At 46.3% G+C, this 15819-nt stretch carries 15 protein-coding genes; 7 read left to right on the forward strand and 8 right to left on the reverse strand.

The features are described from left to right. Nucleotides 1-39 precede the first annotated feature (39 nt). From NSS66_RS03475 to NSS66_RS03495, 5 genes are all read right to left on the reverse strand, one after another. On the reverse strand, nt 40-564 hold the full coding sequence (locus NSS66_RS03475) for a hypothetical protein (RefSeq protein ID WP_279831460.1): 525 nt from the start codon (nt 562-564) through the stop codon (nt 40-42). A gap of 53 nt (nt 565-617) precedes the next feature. Further along, nucleotides 618-1793 (reverse strand): MFS transporter, encoded by a 1176-nt coding sequence (locus NSS66_RS03480; RefSeq protein ID WP_279831463.1) that lies wholly within the window; start codon nt 1791-1793, stop codon nt 618-620. A gap of 75 nt (nt 1794-1868) precedes the next feature. Continuing rightward, the gene (locus tag NSS66_RS03485) at nt 1869-2180 is read right to left on the reverse strand and encodes an ArsR/SmtB family transcription factor (protein ID WP_023987858.1); all 312 of its coding nucleotides are present in this window, start codon (nt 2178-2180) and stop codon (nt 1869-1871) included. A 130-nt stretch (nt 2181-2310) separates the two neighbouring features. Beyond that, on the reverse strand, nt 2311-4359 hold the full coding sequence (locus NSS66_RS03490; protein WP_340958466.1) for an iron ABC transporter permease: 2049 nt from the start codon (nt 4357-4359) through the stop codon (nt 2311-2313). Then, on the reverse strand, nt 4356-5351 hold the full coding sequence (locus NSS66_RS03495) for an ABC transporter substrate-binding protein (RefSeq protein ID WP_023987856.1): 996 nt from the start codon (nt 5349-5351) through the stop codon (nt 4356-4358). Before NSS66_RS03495 ends, NSS66_RS03490 begins: the two co-directional genes overlap by 4 nt. A gap of 168 nt (nt 5352-5519) precedes the next feature. On the opposite strand from NSS66_RS03495, the gene infC reads away from it, so the two are divergent. The 3 genes from infC to NSS66_RS03510 all read left to right on the forward strand — a co-directional run bounded on the left by infC (nt 5520) and on the right by NSS66_RS03510 (nt 7849). Then, nucleotides 5520-6035, forward strand: a complete 516-nt coding sequence (gene infC / locus NSS66_RS03500; RefSeq protein ID WP_279831471.1) for a translation initiation factor IF-3 — start codon at nt 5520-5522, stop codon at nt 6033-6035. Between the two features lie 60 nt (nt 6036-6095). Next, entirely contained in the window at nt 6096-6866 is a 771-nt protein-coding gene (locus NSS66_RS03505) for an ANT(4')-I family aminoglycoside nucleotidyltransferase (protein ID WP_340958469.1), read from the forward strand. 434 nt (nt 6867-7300) lie between these two features. Continuing rightward, complete coding sequence (locus NSS66_RS03510; protein WP_023987852.1) at nt 7301-7849, forward strand: hypothetical protein; 549 nt, start codon at nt 7301-7303, stop codon at nt 7847-7849. A 107-nt stretch (nt 7850-7956) separates the two neighbouring features. On the opposite strand, the gene NSS66_RS03515 is transcribed toward NSS66_RS03510, so the two are convergent. Then, nucleotides 7957-8340, reverse strand: coding sequence for a DUF423 domain-containing protein (locus NSS66_RS03515; protein WP_071640103.1), 384 nt, complete (start codon nt 8338-8340; stop codon nt 7957-7959). A 219-nt stretch (nt 8341-8559) separates the two neighbouring features. Between NSS66_RS03515 and NSS66_RS03520 the strand changes: the two genes are divergently transcribed. The 3 genes from NSS66_RS03520 (at nt 8560) to NSS66_RS03530 (ending at nt 11703) form a co-directional block, all read left to right on the forward strand. Further along, entirely contained in the window at nt 8560-9033 is a 474-nt protein-coding gene (locus NSS66_RS03520) for a hypothetical protein (protein ID WP_053325059.1), read from the forward strand. Nucleotides 9034-9065: 32 nt separating this feature from the next. Further along, entirely contained in the window at nt 9066-9917 is an 852-nt protein-coding gene (locus tag NSS66_RS03525) for a DegV family protein (RefSeq protein ID WP_053325058.1), read from the forward strand. Between the two features lie 157 nt (nt 9918-10074). Next, nucleotides 10075-11703, forward strand: coding sequence for an S-layer homology domain-containing protein (locus NSS66_RS03530; protein ID WP_340958470.1), 1629 nt, complete (start codon nt 10075-10077; stop codon nt 11701-11703). 69 nt (nt 11704-11772) lie between these two features. Here the strand turns inward: NSS66_RS03530 and NSS66_RS03535 are convergent, their stop codons facing one another. Together NSS66_RS03535 and NSS66_RS03540 are read right to left on the reverse strand one after the other, a co-directional pair. After that, on the reverse strand, nt 11773-13362 hold the full coding sequence (locus tag NSS66_RS03535; protein ID WP_076158013.1) for an amidohydrolase: 1590 nt from the start codon (nt 13360-13362) through the stop codon (nt 11773-11775). 45 nt (nt 13363-13407) lie between these two features. Beyond that, nucleotides 13408-14106, reverse strand: a complete 699-nt coding sequence (locus tag NSS66_RS03540; protein WP_075153982.1) for a 4'-phosphopantetheinyl transferase family protein — start codon at nt 14104-14106, stop codon at nt 13408-13410. Nucleotides 14107-14333: 227 nt separating this feature from the next. Between NSS66_RS03540 and NSS66_RS03545 the strand changes: the two genes are divergently transcribed. After that, the gene (locus NSS66_RS03545) at nt 14334-15800 is read left to right on the forward strand and encodes an RICIN domain-containing protein (protein ID WP_254347879.1); all 1467 of its coding nucleotides are present in this window, start codon (nt 14334-14336) and stop codon (nt 15798-15800) included. Nucleotides 15801-15819 lie beyond the last annotated feature (19 nt).

Here is a 15819-nt window from a genome sequence, read left to right on the forward strand (position 1 = left end):
CAGCATTTTATCTCAGACTGTATGAGGCCATTACATTGGTTATTGATTATCCTTTAAATCGCTTAGAAGTTTGGCATTCACATCCAACGCCTTAAATCGAAGTAATACATCCTGTTCATCCAGAGCTTTACTTTTCGCCATTTCGAGATAAAGCTTGGGCTGATCCCGAAATGCCCGTGCGCCCCCAATCGAGTATGCCTTCTTGAGATATTTATGAGCTAATCCAGGCTTGCTCTGAAGAAGAAGCGTTTCCGCCATTTGAATGTAAGGCTCTGCATGTATGATTCGGTACCCTGAACCTTCTAAATCTAAAATTTCCTCATTTAAAAGCTCTACTGATCGCTGCATATGGCTGTTATAGTTGAGTATTTGAACATACTGATGCAAAGTTACACCTGTAATGCCCCATTTATGCTTAGGCTCAGGGATTAGATCCCAAGCCTTCTGTGCCTTTTCCTCGGCCATATCGCTATCTATGGGGAGTGTAAGAGCTGCTTCCTCTCCAAGAGCCCAAATCACTTCTTCCAATTGAGCCTCCAGATCGTGATACATTCGAATATTCATCTATTCCTCCCAGTTAGATAATGTAGAGTACTCTTCTAATGTCTCTCCATATTTTAACGCACGTTGACTTCCGTTGCATTCGAATTGAACAATTTTATTTTTATAATCATAGATAAAAACGCTAGCAGCGCAAACATCATTCCGCTCCAGATGAGCTGGTGTATTCCCAAGTGAGAGATAAACCAGCCGCCTATAGCAGCTCCCATCGTAATACCTAGATTAGAAAATGAGACAAACAGGCTGTTACCAAACTCTGGAGCTTCTTTCGCTTCAGTGGTTAACCATGTTTGACTAATAATAAGCCCCCCGGAATGCACGGCCCCCCAAATGAGCACAACCACAATCATCGGTAGGAAAGAAGTCCCCAGAGCATAAGTGAATACGTAAATGACCATATATAGCAATGGGAACATGATGACAGTCTTGGTCAGATTTTTATGTAATAATCCCCCAAATAAAAAGTTTCCAAAAATCATGACGATTCCAAAGACCATCAACATCATACTGATCCATGACCCGTTCATAAGAGTTACTTCTCCAAGATATTCAGCAAAGTAGCTATACACCGAAAACATAGCTGCAAAGATAAAAATAACAGTCACAATGTTGAACCACAATTGAGGTTTACGTAATATACCAAGCTGTTTGCCATAAGACATCTTTTCCTGAACTGGCAGGGAAGGAAGCCATACGAGTATTCCTACAAATGCAATCATGCTTACGACAGCACCAAATAAGAAAGCAGCTTCTAACGATATCTTATCAGCAAGATAGGAAGTCAAAGGCACGCCAAACGCAAATCCTACTGTAATTCCAGCGAAAACCTTGGTGACCGCTTTACTACTCTTTTCAGGGGGGACAAGATGAGATGCAGTCACGAGAGCGACCGAAAAAAAGACAGGATGAAAAATAGCAGGAAGAACACGAAAAATGAGCATGACCTCAAAATGAGTGGTATAGGCATAGACAATATTGGAAATGACAAAACTGAATACAGCGGTTAATAGAATGACTTTACGATTCATGCCGGAAACGAGTAAGGTCAAGAACGGTCCTGAAATGGCTACAACTAAAGAAAAAATACTGACGAGCCAACCAGCCTGGGCAGCTGATACATTGAATTTTTGAGTTACTTGAGGAAGAACGCCTATAATCCCCATTTCCGTTGTAATAATACCGAATACGCCTAAAGCCAGAATGATAATAAGTAACGGGTTAACCTTTTTCATTTTAAGTATAAGCCTCCAATTTAATTATATATATAGATTTGTAGATATGTTATGTAAAAAAAACCTCCTTTCTGTTTATAGTTCCTTTTGAACGTACTCTGCAAATTCCCGGATTGTTTTTTCATTCCGACGATAGTACGTCCACTTCCCAATACGCTCAGACTCTAACAAACCGGATTTTTGCATCGTTAATAAATAACTTGAAATCACAGACTGCGCAAGTCCCGCTTTAGCCTGTATATCTCCCACACATACACCAATTTGAAAATTAAGCCCTTGCTTTAGATAAGCCTGTTCATCAAAAAACTCTTCTGGTTTTTTTAACCACAGCATAATTAGACGACGAGTTTCGTTTGACAATGCTTTATAAATCAATGACGGTTCCATATAAAACATTATATCTATTTTATTAGATTTGTAAATATAAAGCCCAATGACTACGTAGAAGAATTAATAATAAAGGCTGCTTCCCCACAGAAAATCCGCTGGGAAACAGCCTGTTTGTGTACATATTCAACTACACTGACTTACTCTTATTGGAGCGATACATCAAGTACAGGAAATACGGTGCACCGATCAGTGCGATCAGCAATCCAGAAGGAATTTCGGTCGGCGCAAGCACTGTCCGGCCAATCGTATCAGCCAGCACCAGCATTACCGCTCCCAAGATGCTCGACAGAACAATGGAGCGGCGTACATGGTGCCCAATCAACGTACGCACGATATGCGGGGCAATCAGCCCGATGAAGCCAACTGTACCCACACAGGCCACCGCTCCGCCCGCCAGCAGCACACCCACTGCCATGGCCAGCAGCCGGGTGCGGCGCACCGGAAGTCCCAGTCCCATGGCGCTGCTATCGTCAAATACCAAAAGATCGAAGCGGCGAGCTAGCCACCAGGCTATTGGCAACAACACGAGCAGAAAAGCCAGAATCGTCGCCACCTGCCCCCAGTTTCGAGCGTAGGTACTACCCGTCAGCCAAATATAGCCTGTGCTGCCCCAAAGCGAACCTTGGATAATCAGTATCTGAATGCCAGCTGCTCCGATCGCTGATACGGCAATCCCAAGTAGGATGACCACAGACGGGTTTAGGTGCTTGTTCCATGATAAAAAGAAGATCACCGCCGCTGACACCATCGCTCCGGCAATCGCCGCGATGGGCAGCATATAAACAGGCAGCCCAGGCCAAACGATAATCACTGCAAGCGCGCCGAAACCAGCCCCTGAAGAAACACCGATGATCGAGGCATCCGCTAAGGGATTACGAACAGCTAATTGGATCAAGACACCGCTGACCGCAAGCGCGATACCAGCCCCGGCTGCCACCAGCGTGCGCGGAATTCTAAACTGCAGCAAGGCCGAATTTGCGTTCTCACCGCCGAACAGGCCGGACAATAGATCGCCGACCGGAATTCGCATTCCTCCAAACATCAGGCTGAATACGGTCAACAGCACGGCACCGCACCCAAGCAACATGACCAGCCTGCCATACGGTAATTTCCGAGAGCGCACACCTATGTTCATTGAAGATTGTCCACTAATACCAGAAGGTAGCTTCATCTTCCACAGAATCAACCAAATTAACCAAGGAGCCCCAATCAAGGCCATCATTGCTCCGGTCGGCAGATCCATGCTTGATTGGTGGACCATTTTCGCCAGCACGTCAGCGCCAGTCAACAGTAATGCCCCCCACAGGAAGGAACCGGGCAGCACCCAACGATGCATTTTTAGACCGCTTAAGCGAACCAAATGCGGAGCTACCAGACCCACAAAACCAATGGGTCCAATGACGCTGACTGTAATGGTCGATAGCAGGACAGCCAATACAATTCCCACCGCCCGGGTCAAGCTAACCTTTTGTCCGAGCGACGTGGATGTGGACTCATCCAGATCCAGGACATCAAACTGTCTTGACAGCAGAACGGCAATGACCGAGAGTCCTACGACCCATGGCCAGGCGTAAGTCGTCCCGCTCCAATCGTTTTGCACAAGCGAGCCAGAACCCCAGAGAAACAATCCCTGCGTTTCAAATGAATAAAAGATATGCAAAGCTCCGGTAAACGAACCGAGAACCATGGATACAATCAAGCCGGCAAGCGCCAACCGAATCGGACTTCCAGCTCGTCCCCCGCCCATGAAGTAAGCCAGCACCGCTGCAAGCAGGCCGCCGACAGCGGCAAATAGAAACGGCGCCTGATGCAGCAATCCGGGAAACATCACCGCGCCAAGGACGACCACAAAGTAGGCACCGGCGTTAATTCCTAGTGTATCAGAAGCCGCCAGCGGATTTTTGGTGATGGCCTGGAGCAGAGCACCGGCGATGGCCAGCGCACCACCTGCTAGGATTCCGATGACCGTACGCGGCATTCGGAGATCCCACACCATGTTATGATCGAGCGTATTCTGACGCTGGGTCAACGCCTCAATTACTGTATGCAGCGGGATTGAAGCCTCTCCATAACACAAGCTTACAAAAAAAAGCACGATGAGGACGATCAATCCGCCCCCAAAAATGCTTCCTACACGCCAAGTCTTCGATAAACCCGTTGTGCCTGTTCGGGTCATTTCGTCAGAGCTCCGACTACTTGATCAACCAGCACTTTGGATGAGATTGGGCCGCCGAACGTCCATGTTGTACCGTCCAGTGGGTAGGTCCGTTTTTCTTTGACAAAGTTCAGTCCGTTCCATACCGAGTTGTTCTTCATCGCGGCTCCAAATACATCGTCCGTCTTTTGCGTAATATAGATAAAATTGCTGTCCTGCACAGCTGGAAGAGCTTCAATGCCAACGGTGCTAAACCCGTATTTCTCGGTCTTGTCCGACTTCCAGTCGTTCACCATGCCGATTTTCGCAAGCGTTCCCACTACAACCGAATTTTCTTTGAACATTCGCAGACTGGCAGCATTTTGAGCTGTAAAGGCTTGTGTCAGCGCATAGTGAAAGTCTGCTTTGCCTGCCTTCTCCAATGTAGCCTTTGCATCTACATAGTGCTGGTCAAGTTCGCTTAGGACCTTATCAGCCTGTTCCGTTTTTCCGGTAGCCACAGCGACTTGCTTGAAAATTTCGACCATACGGTCGTAATCATAGCCGTTCCCCTTGTAAGGATCGAATTCTATCGTCGGTGCAATCCCCTTAAGCTGTGCATAGATCGCTGCATTGTTATCGGCGTTAGAGATAATAAGATCTGGCTTGAGCGCCGCAATCGCTTCTAGATTCGGTTCGCCCCGTGTGCCGATATCAGTTACGGTATCAGCCAGCTTTGCCTCCGGTGTTACCCACAGCTTGTAGTTTTCATTGTCCGCATTGCCGACAGGCTGTACGCCAAGTGCAATGAGGTCCTCGGTAAACGTCCATTCGAGTACAACGACACGTTCCGCTGGCTTGTCCAGCTTGACTTCCCCGTGGTCGTCCTTAACCGTAACCGGACCAGCCGTAGTAGATGTCTGCTCAGACCCAGCAGTACCTTCCGTCTTCGAGCTATCCCCAGCTGCACCGCAGCCCGCCAATACAATAGTAAATACTACAAATAACAATAGGCTATTCAACATCTTTTTCATTTCTCTCAATCACCCCTGTATGTATATTGCATTGGAAAATGATAATCATTATCAGTAAAAGAGTATAGGGCTTAGTGACTTTTGTCAATACGGATAGATCTAAAATTGAATCGCAAACGGGTTCCGTATATGATAGCTTTATCATTGTTTAAGGGAGGCTACATTTACGTGGCAGTATTAATCAACGAGCAAATTAAAGCTGACGAAGTGGTACTCACTGGACTCGCAGGGGAGAAGCTCGGCGTTGTCTCGAAGTCAGAAGCCTTGGCTATGGCCCGATCCAAAGGGGTGGACCTGGTCTGCACCTCACTGATGAGCAGTCCACCGCCCTGTAGCTTGGTCGCAAAGGGCAAAGGAAAAGCGCTTGCGCAAAAAGAAGCCGCAGCAAGCAAAACGAATGTCGGCCGAACCGCAAAAAACAGCGGCAAAGAAAAGGTCAAGGAGCTTCGCTTCACTGCTCATATTGAGGAGCATGATTACGACACGAAGCTGCGTCAGGCAGACAAACATCTGCGTTCCGGCAAACCGGTGCAGTTGGTCGTTAAAGCGTCTGGTGCAAAAGAAGCACCTTTCGCCAAAGCTGTACTAGAGCGGCTACTAGTCGATCTGAAGGAAGCCGGAGTGAAGGATACTGGAATCCAGACGGGCGGCAAGGGCTCACAAGTGAAATTAAACCCTCGCTGAATGGCAAATCCGTAAATTGGACAAGTCACTTAGACCGTAGGAAATAGAGGGAGATCACTAATGGACATGAATGGACCTGTCAACATTTCTCGAAGTGAGAGACTTCAGACTTGCCACGAAATAGCTGCGAGGTTACATGAAGTATACAGAGACAAAATTCTGGCTATAGGGATCTATGGATCTGTTGCCAAAGGTACTGACGGCCCTTTCTCGGACATTGAAATGTTTTGTGTACTAAGTGAACCAAACGGCCCCGTAGAATTTAGCCATGAATGGTCGGCGGGGCCCTGGAAAGCTGAGGTGAACGTCTGTAGTTCAGACATTCTTCTTAAAATTGCCTCTACTGTTGAGGGCGATTGGCCATTGACACATGGACCCTTCTTTTCCCCACTTCGTCTGTATGATCCTAAAAACTTTTTTTCTATATTAAAGGAAGCTGCCGAATCCCCAACAAAGGAAGATTTCAGGCATGCCATCAACGAAGTGCTTGTAGGTGAAATGTACGAGTTTATAGGAAAGCTTAGAAATGTCCGTGTAAATGGCCCTCATACCTACTTGCCGTACTTGGTAATGCAGTTTGCCCAATATGGGGCTATGTTAGTTGGGTTGCACAATCAGAAGCTTTTCTCAACGGGTTCAATGGTTCTACCGGAGGCCCTGGAACTGCCGAGTCGTCCAGAAGGATTTGATCATGTAGTTAAGTTGGTGATGTCCGGAGATTTAGCTGAACCAGCGAAGATCATTTCAGCCTGTGAAGATTTCTGGAGTGGTCTTGTGAGTTGGGCAGTCGAACATGACTACCTTATTCGATCACAACGAATCCCATTTTGATCGAAATAAAATTTACTTTAATTGCGATTACTATAATATATCATGTTTTTGATATGCCCCATCCCCCTTTCGTTAAGGGGGATTTTACTTTTCTTCTGGATGGATGATACTGCTTCGTTATATTTTCCCACTGTAACATGTTTAAAATTTAAACTACTTGATTTCACCCCCTACCTCCTTTATTCTCTGTATATGTAACTCTGGCTTTGCTTATCTATATCTAGTGCTCACATACTGACCTCATTCGTGTACACATGCAAAAATGTACAATTCCGGTGTACTCCATTAAAATTTTACACATAGGGCTTTATATAGATTTTATTTTTGTTAATATCCAACAACAGGGCCTTAGGCACTATGATAGATTACGTTTTAATGATATATTGATAGGTACTATAAAAGACTAATTACCCATGGCTTGGGCTGGAGGATGTATGAAAAAGGAATCAAATCAAGACGAAACCAGTTATTTATTTAATGTAGATGTATTAGTTAAAGGCCGTTCGAACGTAGAGGCCCTTCAGTTCCTGCTTAATCTCTTGAGCCAAAACGAACACATTGCGGATAGCCGGATTCAATCCGGTATTGAACTTGGGAATTTAATCGAAGCTGCACTGTATCTAAAAAAACAGTCAGCCAGTAATAACCCGTCTGACGCAGCTGCTACGCTTGCGGAAAAGTTCTCCAAAAAGAAGTCAGCCGCAGTTACGAACAAGCCGCCAGTCGTTCAAGAGATCAAACAATCCCACGTACAGCCAAAGCCTGCAACACAACAAGAACTTAGTACGTATGAATGGATCAAACGCTATATACAAGATAATACGCTTGTACGGTTAATCGTGAACCGCTATGGCGGACAGCGTAGCATCCCTTGCCGCATCCTCAATCTGGATCATGATAATAGCCTGCTGAGTGTGTATCATGTAGATGAGAAGCAAGTGTACTCCTTTAAAATGAATGAGATCGATGAAATCACATCGTAAATGTAAATACTTCATAAAAAAACGAAGCAAAAAAAAGAGAACGGGCAGGAAAAACATGACGTCTTTCTTGCCCCTTCTCTTTTTTTTTGCATTATCCGAAAAGAACTCTAATCCTCTTTCTTCAGACCCATGGCAGCCCATGCCAGCAATATCCATCCTGCAATAAAACACACGCCTCCTAAGGGGGTGATAGCCCCCAGCACACGGATTCCGGTCAAACTTAGCACATACAAGCTGCCGGAAAACAAAATGATACCCGTTAATAACAGACGCGCTGCCCATCTCAAACGGTTGGAAGAACCCCACTGTCCAGCAGCCAACGCAATGATCAGCAAACCGACAGCGTGAATCATATGATATTTCACACCTGTTTCATACACGGCCAAAGCATCCGCGTCGATCCGGGCTTTCACAATATGTGCCCCGAACGCTCCAATGGCTACCGCCAACATCATCATTATAGATCCCACAAATATCCATTTTCGTTGCATGTTTGTGTACTCCTTTTCATCTCATCCTTTTAACCGAATGTTCTTCTTATTTTATCGAAACCGTATGAAGTTTACCAGCCAGCGTGTGTGAACAGACCGCATACAGAATTGGATGATTAGACCCTGTCTTTTGAAGGGTAATGTGTAGGGTGGCTTGCTTTTTTGTTTATTTTGTGGAAAATTAGTACCTGTTCGGACTATGTTCAAGGAGTTGAAAAAATGAGTTACCAAGATCCTAATTTGCAAAAGCCTGCTGCGCCTGAGGAGCACCCTGTTTTTTCAGAAACTCCTGTGTTCCAGCCTCCGGTCAAGCTCAAACATTCCGGTCCCGGAATTGCTTCTTTTATTATGTCGCTTGTCAGCCTGATCGGATATATTATTCTGGCTATTATGGTTATTAATCTGCTGGCTCATTTCGGCCAATACCAAACGATGAACCCGGAAGTCGCTCTGCAGCAAACCGGAACGGTACTGCTTCCTTTTATTTTTTTAGGCAGCCTGTTGCTGAATTGTAGCGGACTTGTGGTCGGTATCATTGGAATTGCGTTAAAAAACCGTAAGAAAACCTTTGCTATTACAGGCTTAATCATTAATGCACTTATTATTGTGGGCTTTATTGCACTTCTTGCCATCGGTCTTTCCGTTCCGAATAGCACAGCGGATATCTATCCTTCCTCCGTGCAATCTTTATAATTTTTCTGCATCACACAGAGAGGATTCAATGTATGAACAAAATTAAAATTTTTGCCGACAGTACCAGTGATATTCCTGCTCACTGGCGTCAACAGTACGAAATTAGTATTGTGCCATTGTATACAGTATTTGGTGATGAGGCATTGCAGGATGGTGTAAACATTCACCCAGAACAATTATTTCAACGTGTAAGCCGCGAGGGACATTTACCGCGTACCGCCGCACCTTCTCCGTCGGATTTTATTCAAGCCTTTGCGCCCTACATAGAACAAGGGGACGACATTTTATATATCAGTCTGTCTTCCGAGCTATCATCGACGTACCAGAATGCGCTACTCGCTGCCTCCGAATTTCCGGAAGGCCGCATTACGGTTTTTGATTCCTTGAATTTGTCGTGCGGCTTTGGCCTGCTTGTGATGAAAGCTGCTCGTGCGGCAGCCAACGGCAATACGATAGAGCAGATTGTAGACATGTTGACGAAAACCAGGCCGTTAATAGACACGGAATTTGTCATTGATACACTTGAATACCTGTATAAAGGCGGAAGATGCTCAGGCATGCAAAACCTGATCGGCAGTCTGCTCAAAATTCGTCCGGTGATCAAAGTGATTGACGGAAAAATGACGCCTGCCTACAAAGTCCGCGGCAAACGTGAAAAAGCACTGGATCAGATGCTGCAAAACGCTCTGAATCAACGAGATCAGATGGATAACGATATCATTATTGTCGTGCACGCTTTGGCCGAGGAAGATGCGCTGATGTTGCAAGCTCGCTTGAAAGAAGAAACGAACGCACAAGAGGTACTGCTAACTACAGCAGGCTGTGTCATTTCCAGTCATTGTGGTCCACAGACTATCGGTATTATGTATGCCAAAAAAGCATAGTTTATCCAATATCAAACCCGTTGCCGCATAGGTAGCGGGTTTTTTGGTGTTTTTCCAGCAATTTAGCAATGAATAACTTTCCTCTTTTTGATAGTATTATTCGTCGAGTAACGATATATGAATCTACAATCTATCATAAAAAAGAAGGTTATTTGGTATGAGTTCCAAACGATCACGTTGGTTAACCAGGCTCACCCTTTCAGCAACTGCAGCCATCACAATATTCACAACATTCACTTCATACTTAGCTGCTCCAGCAGCAGCATCATCCGGCGCTACGTTCCAAGATATTGCACACAGCTATGCCTATCAGTCTATTATTTCCCTGCACGCTAAAGGAATTTTGAACGGTACACAACCTGGTTACTTCTCTCCTAAAAAGGCTGTTACCAGAGCCGAATGGGTTACCGCACTGGACCGTACACTCGGTCTGGAGCCTGTACAAGCAGCCGTTTCCTCCTACCGAGATGTTGCCCAAAAGACGTGGTACTATGGATGGATTGAAGCGGCTTCTCAACTCAATATCGTTCAGGGGGGAACGTCTGCCACATTCCAACCTAATAGTCCTATAACCCGTCAAGAAGCGGCCTTGATGATCGCACGTCTCATCCGTTCTTCGGGCGGATCAGGAAATGCTACTTCCTCCTTCACAGATACTGGGGAAATTGCAGATTGGGCTCTTGATGCGGTAACCACCGTAAATCGTTACGGCTTTATGAAAGGTGAAAGTAACTATTTTCGTCCAGCATCCTCTCTAACCCGCGAAGAAACAGCGGCATTGCTGGAGCGTCTGCTAACGTATTCAACAAAGCATGCTAACCAAACTGCTTCCACGGCTTCTTCCATCCGACTAGGCTGGCAATATGATCAAACCGTTCAGCAGTTTGAAAATACGGTGCTCCAATCCAACATCAACACCCTGTCACCACGTTGGTTTTTTCTAAATGAAACAGGTAGTATAAGCGACTATACCAATGCGTCGCTGCTTACCTGGGCCAAACAGCATCATAAAAATATCTGGGCTATGGTAGGCAACCGTTCCAATCTGGTGCTGACGCACCAAATTCTATCCAGTGAGGTTCTACGGAATAAAACTATAACTCAGCTTGCCAATGCCGTATCTGTATACGGTTTGAACGGACTTGTCATTGATTTTGAAAATGTAGATGGTCAGGATCGTGCCAATTTAACATTGTTCGTCCAACAATTAAAAGCTAAGTTGAAGAGTCAGAATACGGTACTGGCGATTTGTGTATCTCCTGATTATGGAACGGACTGGACTGCCGCCTTTGATTATAAACAGCTTGGCGCTGCGGCAGACTATCTGATCCTGATGGGATATGACGAGCATTGGGGAGGTAGCTCGATCCCCGGCTCTGTGTCCTCATTGCCATGGCTCCGTGAAAGCGTGCGGCGTTTCGTACAAACCACCTATCCGGAGAAAGCGATCTTGGCGTTGCCATTATTTACACGGAACTGGACTCTTAATGCTAGCGGACATTCAATCGCTTCCTCTGATATATCACTAGATCAGCAAAACCAGCTAGTATCCCGTTCCGTTTCCAAACCAATCTGGAATGAGGATATTCAGCAGTATACCGTGTCTTACAAAGACACACAGCTTCATAAGCTTTGGCTTGAGGAAGGACGATCCTTCACTCGTAAGTATCGCTTGGGGCAGGATGCTGGGTTTGCTGGCTTCGCCTACTGGTATCCGGGCGGAGCCAGCTCTGATCTGTGGTCCAGTGTGACAAACGCAGACCGATTCATACAGCGTGGTTTATAAAATAAAAAGCCTTCAACTTCACGTAAAAAGTGAAGTTGAAGGCTTTTTGCATACGTACTTAGCACCAGCCTATGACCGATATGCAACTTTCCCGTTTACAACTGTCATTCGTACCTTAACATCAAGTAAAGCTTGCGGGCTTTCCGATACATCACGGTCAATGACTGTAAAGTCAGCGGCTTTCCCTTCAGCTATCGCCCCTCTTTCATCAGCTTCCCCGGCTGCTACTGCGCTTCCTGTGGTAAACAGACGAATGGCTTCATGTACATCCAGCTTTTCAGCGGGAAGATAGCCCTCATGCATTTCTTCCGGCTTGGCGCGAGTCACTGCCGCATGAATACCAAGAAAAGGGTTTAACGGCTCAATCGGCGCGTCACTACCTCCAGCACATGGAATGCCTGCTTCCAGCAGTTTTTTCCAGGCATATAAATATTCAGTCCGTTCTTTCCCAACCCGATCCAGTACCCAAGGGAAGTCACTTGCGACAAAACGGGGCTGGATGTCCGCAATCAGCGGCAGCTTCGCCATTCTCTTGACCAAACCCCTCCTAAGCACCTGTCCATGGATCAGGCGATCTGGCAAACCGCTTTCCTCCGTGAGCACATGGGCCTCCATCGCTGTCAAAATCATGTGCGCTGCCCCATCCCCTATAGCATGTACAGCCACTGGAAAGCCTGCGGCCCTGGCAGCTGCCACCATCTGATTCAGCTCTGGCTGCGGTTGAATCGCCATTCCGCGGGTATGTGGAGCATCACTATAAGGTTCTGACAATAATGCCGTTCTTCCACCAATAGCGCCATCGGCAAACATTTTAATCGCACCGATTTTAAACCACTCATTTCCGGTACCTGCACGCAGCCCTTGCACTTTCGCTTCTTCCATAAAGGGATGATAGATGAGCTGATGTGTGCGAAAAGCAAGACCTTCTTCCCTCAGCTCCCTGTAAATTCGCTGCATCGTCTCCACGCTGCCCAAAAAACGTAAATCTTCCGTGTGCGCAGCAGTTAGACCAAGCCGTAGCGCATCCAGGCAAGCCCGCCGAATCGTATCCTTCTTAACCGAATAATCCGGCTCTGGCTGCACGCTAGTAAAGGCAAAGGATGCTTCCTCATAAATCAATCCGTTCAACCGTCCATGTGCGTCTCGTCCATAGGCTCCCGAAGCCGGGTCAGGGGTGTCCTCGCTAATACCCGCACGCCGAAATGCCTCTGAATTGGCCAAGAACGTATGAAAGCACGTACGAGTGAGATATACCGGATGCTGATCTGTAATGGCATCCAGCTCGGCTATACCTGGAATTTCAACAGGAATAAACGCATTTTCATTCCAGTTAAGTCCTAAAATCCACTCTCCCGGCGGTGTTACAGCGACCCGTTTGCGCAGCATAGCCAGCATCTCTTCCTTGGAGGTAGCTGATGTTAAATCCAGCATAGCCAGCTTCATACCATGCATAGACAAATGCATATGTGAATCAGTTAAGCCTGGCAGTACATAGGCGTCTTCCCAATCCACAGTTTCATATTCCTTACCGGTCAACTGCAATTCAAGCTCCCGAGCATATCCGATGGCTTGTATCCGACCCTGCTGTACAACGATGGAGTCTCCTTTGGAAGCCCAATCCCCATGCAACCGGCCGTGCTTGAACAAAACGAATGTCAACGCCACTCATCTCCTTTTTTCAACTATACGCATATCCACTTCATATTACGCCTGTGTCGCCACTTCCAAGCGTAGTGTATTTATATCTATCTGCTGCACCTGCTGGGCAAATTGGTCATGAGCTGCACAGACAGCCATTTTATAATCCTGATCCAGCTCATACTGCTTAAAATGACAATACTCGGTGGTAAAGCCCTCTGTCGTGAAGCCTATGAACGGTTGTGCCTTCAGCTCGAATGAAAAAGACTTCAACGGTAGAGTTAGTCCCTGCCCCTCGGCCTTCACAAAGCTTTCTTTAAGCGTCCATAGATCGTAAAAATACGATAAGCGGTTGTCTGCATCCTGACGCATTAACGCATCATACTCTGTGTCCGAAAAGCACACTCTACCTACCTCAAAATCAATAGGACGGAGCTGTTCAATGTCGATTCCAAGCGGGTGATCATCAATAGCGCACACCACCCATTTTCCCGAGTGAGAAACATTAAAATGGAATGCGGGTGCATTTATCAAGGAAGGCTTACCGAATGCATTGTATGTAAATTGAAGACTAGCATTAGATACCTTCAATTGCCGGCAGGCCAACCATCTTAGCAGCACATCGGCATATAAGCCCCTCAAAGCATCTTCCCGATGTAAAAAACGATCTAACTTGTGCTGCTTTTCCAGCGAAACCCGATTTACCAGTAATTCGTAATGCTCCTCAGCTTCCGGCTTGCTCGTATCAATCGCGTATATTTTCATGGTTGCCTCCTGTATATCTAATGAATATCAGCCAGTTTGTAACACTCACCGTTCGATTGAAGTCTGTTAGATATGGATGGCGTGTGCCGTGTACATGGTCAATATACTACTCTAGCACTTTCAATTCAATATGGATACAATTGGGATAAGCATCTCTATTAAAACTACTTCATAGAGCCTATTAATGAAAGCGCTTTAAAATAACGCATACAGAGGAGGACGAAACAATGAAATATGATTTTGCCCGCTTGCTGTGTATTATGCTCTCTATTTTGCTGACGTTGAGCATTTTTCAGATGTTTTCTCCTAAGATCGCTTCAGCCGCTTCAGCGAATGTTGTGAATGGCATTCAGTTTAAAGATACAGATGGAAACGTGGTCCATGCCCATGGGGGTGGTATGATTAAAGTAGACGGTTACTATTATTGGTTTGGTGAAAATCGTAATCCCAACGGCACGTTCAAGGCGGTATCCGCCTACCGTTCCTCTGATTTAAAAAACTGGGAGTTTCGTAAAAATGTACTGACCAGCAGCTCCGCTGTGGAGCTGAATGTTTCGAATATTGAACGTCCGAAAGTGATTTACAATGAAAAAACACGTAAATACGTATTATGGATGCATAAGGAGAATGGGGTTAATTACAACGAGGCCCGAGTGGCTGTTGCTTCTTCCGATACCGTGGACGGCGATTACACGTATCAGGGCAGCTTCCGTCCTCTGGATTACGATTCGCGCGATATGACCGTCTACAACGATAACGGTACAGCTTACCTGATTTCGGCTACCCGGGTAAACGCGGATCTGAACATCTATCGTCTGACACCGGATTTTCTGCAAGTTGAATCGCTGGTGACTACACTTTGGCCAGGACAATATCGTGAAGCTCCGGCGATGTTCAAAAAAGGAGACGTCTACTTCCTGATTACATCCGGGGCAACCGGCTGGAATCCCAATCAAGCCAAGTATGCTACCGCATCCAGCATTGAAGGAACCTGGAGTAATACGATAAACTTCGGGGACGGTACGACATATGGTTCACAGTCGGCTTACGTGATTCCTGTTGAAGGTGCCCAGACAACTTCATACCTGTATTTGGGCGACCGTTGGGCGGGTGCGTGGAGCGGTCCTGTGCAGGATTCTCAATATGTATGGCTGCCACTGCGTTTTCCAACAGCGACTTCATTAGCCATGGATTGGTTCGACAGCATTAATATTGACACCGCCAGTGGTGCGGTCGAGGGGATAACAACATCAATTGCCATTGATCCGGATGCCTATTATCAGCTAGTGAATCGCAAGAGCAATAAGCCACTAAGCATTATTGGCAATGCAACGACGGACGGTGCAGACCTGGAGCAGCGTGCAAATTCCGGAGCAGCAAACCAGCAATGGCAGCTCAAGGATGCAGGCAGCGGATATTATAAAATTGTGAACCGCAACAGCGGAAAGCTAATTGGTGTTGAAAGCGGTACCACAACAGACGGTACAGTTATTGAGCAGTGGAGTGACGGAGGCTGGTCCAGTCAGCATTGGCAATTAGTATCCGTAACCGGTGGTTATTACAAGCTGAAAAATCGGGCAACCGGCAAGCTGATCGATATTTCTGAAGGCGCCACCGCCGATGGAGCCAAAGCCATTCAATGGGGCGATAATGGTGGAACGAATCAGCATTTCCGTGTAGTTAAGGTAGAATAGCTCAAGTTATTTTCAAAAG

It is taken from the genome of Paenibacillus sp. FSL R10-2748, assembly GCF_038005565.1.
Taxonomy (GTDB): domain Bacteria; phylum Bacillota; class Bacilli; order Paenibacillales; family Paenibacillaceae; genus Paenibacillus; species Paenibacillus polymyxa_B.

Coding starts and splice junctions, on each gene's coding strand:
- NSS66_RS03540 (WP_075153982.1), bottom strand. CDS start 14,106: ATGAAAATATACGCGATTGATACGAGCAAGCCGGAAGCTGAGGAGCAT.
- NSS66_RS03505 (WP_340958469.1), top strand. CDS start 6,096: ATGGACATGAATGGACCTGTCAACATTTCTCGAAGTGAGAGACTTCAG.
- NSS66_RS03480 (WP_279831463.1), bottom strand. CDS start 1,793: ATGAAAAAGGTTAACCCGTTACTTATTATCATTCTGGCTTTAGGCGTA.
- NSS66_RS03530 (WP_340958470.1), top strand. CDS start 10,075: ATGAGTTCCAAACGATCACGTTGGTTAACCAGGCTCACCCTTTCAGCA.
- NSS66_RS03475 (WP_279831460.1), bottom strand. CDS start 564: ATGAATATTCGAATGTATCACGATCTGGAGGCTCAATTGGAAGAAGTG.
- NSS66_RS03525 (WP_053325058.1), top strand. CDS start 9,066: ATGAACAAAATTAAAATTTTTGCCGACAGTACCAGTGATATTCCTGCT.
- NSS66_RS03545 (WP_254347879.1), top strand. CDS start 14,334: ATGAAATATGATTTTGCCCGCTTGCTGTGTATTATGCTCTCTATTTTG.
- NSS66_RS03510 (WP_023987852.1), top strand. CDS start 7,301: ATGAAAAAGGAATCAAATCAAGACGAAACCAGTTATTTATTTAATGTA.
- NSS66_RS03490 (WP_340958466.1), bottom strand. CDS start 4,359: ATGACCCGAACAGGCACAACGGGTTTATCGAAGACTTGGCGTGTAGGA.
- NSS66_RS03520 (WP_053325059.1), top strand. CDS start 8,560: ATGAGTTACCAAGATCCTAATTTGCAAAAGCCTGCTGCGCCTGAGGAG.
- NSS66_RS03485 (WP_023987858.1), bottom strand. CDS start 2,180: ATGGAACCGTCATTGATTTATAAAGCATTGTCAAACGAAACTCGTCGT.
- NSS66_RS03495 (WP_023987856.1), bottom strand. CDS start 5,351: ATGAAAAAGATGTTGAATAGCCTATTGTTATTTGTAGTATTTACTATT.
- NSS66_RS03515 (WP_071640103.1), bottom strand. CDS start 8,340: ATGCAACGAAAATGGATATTTGTGGGATCTATAATGATGATGTTGGCG.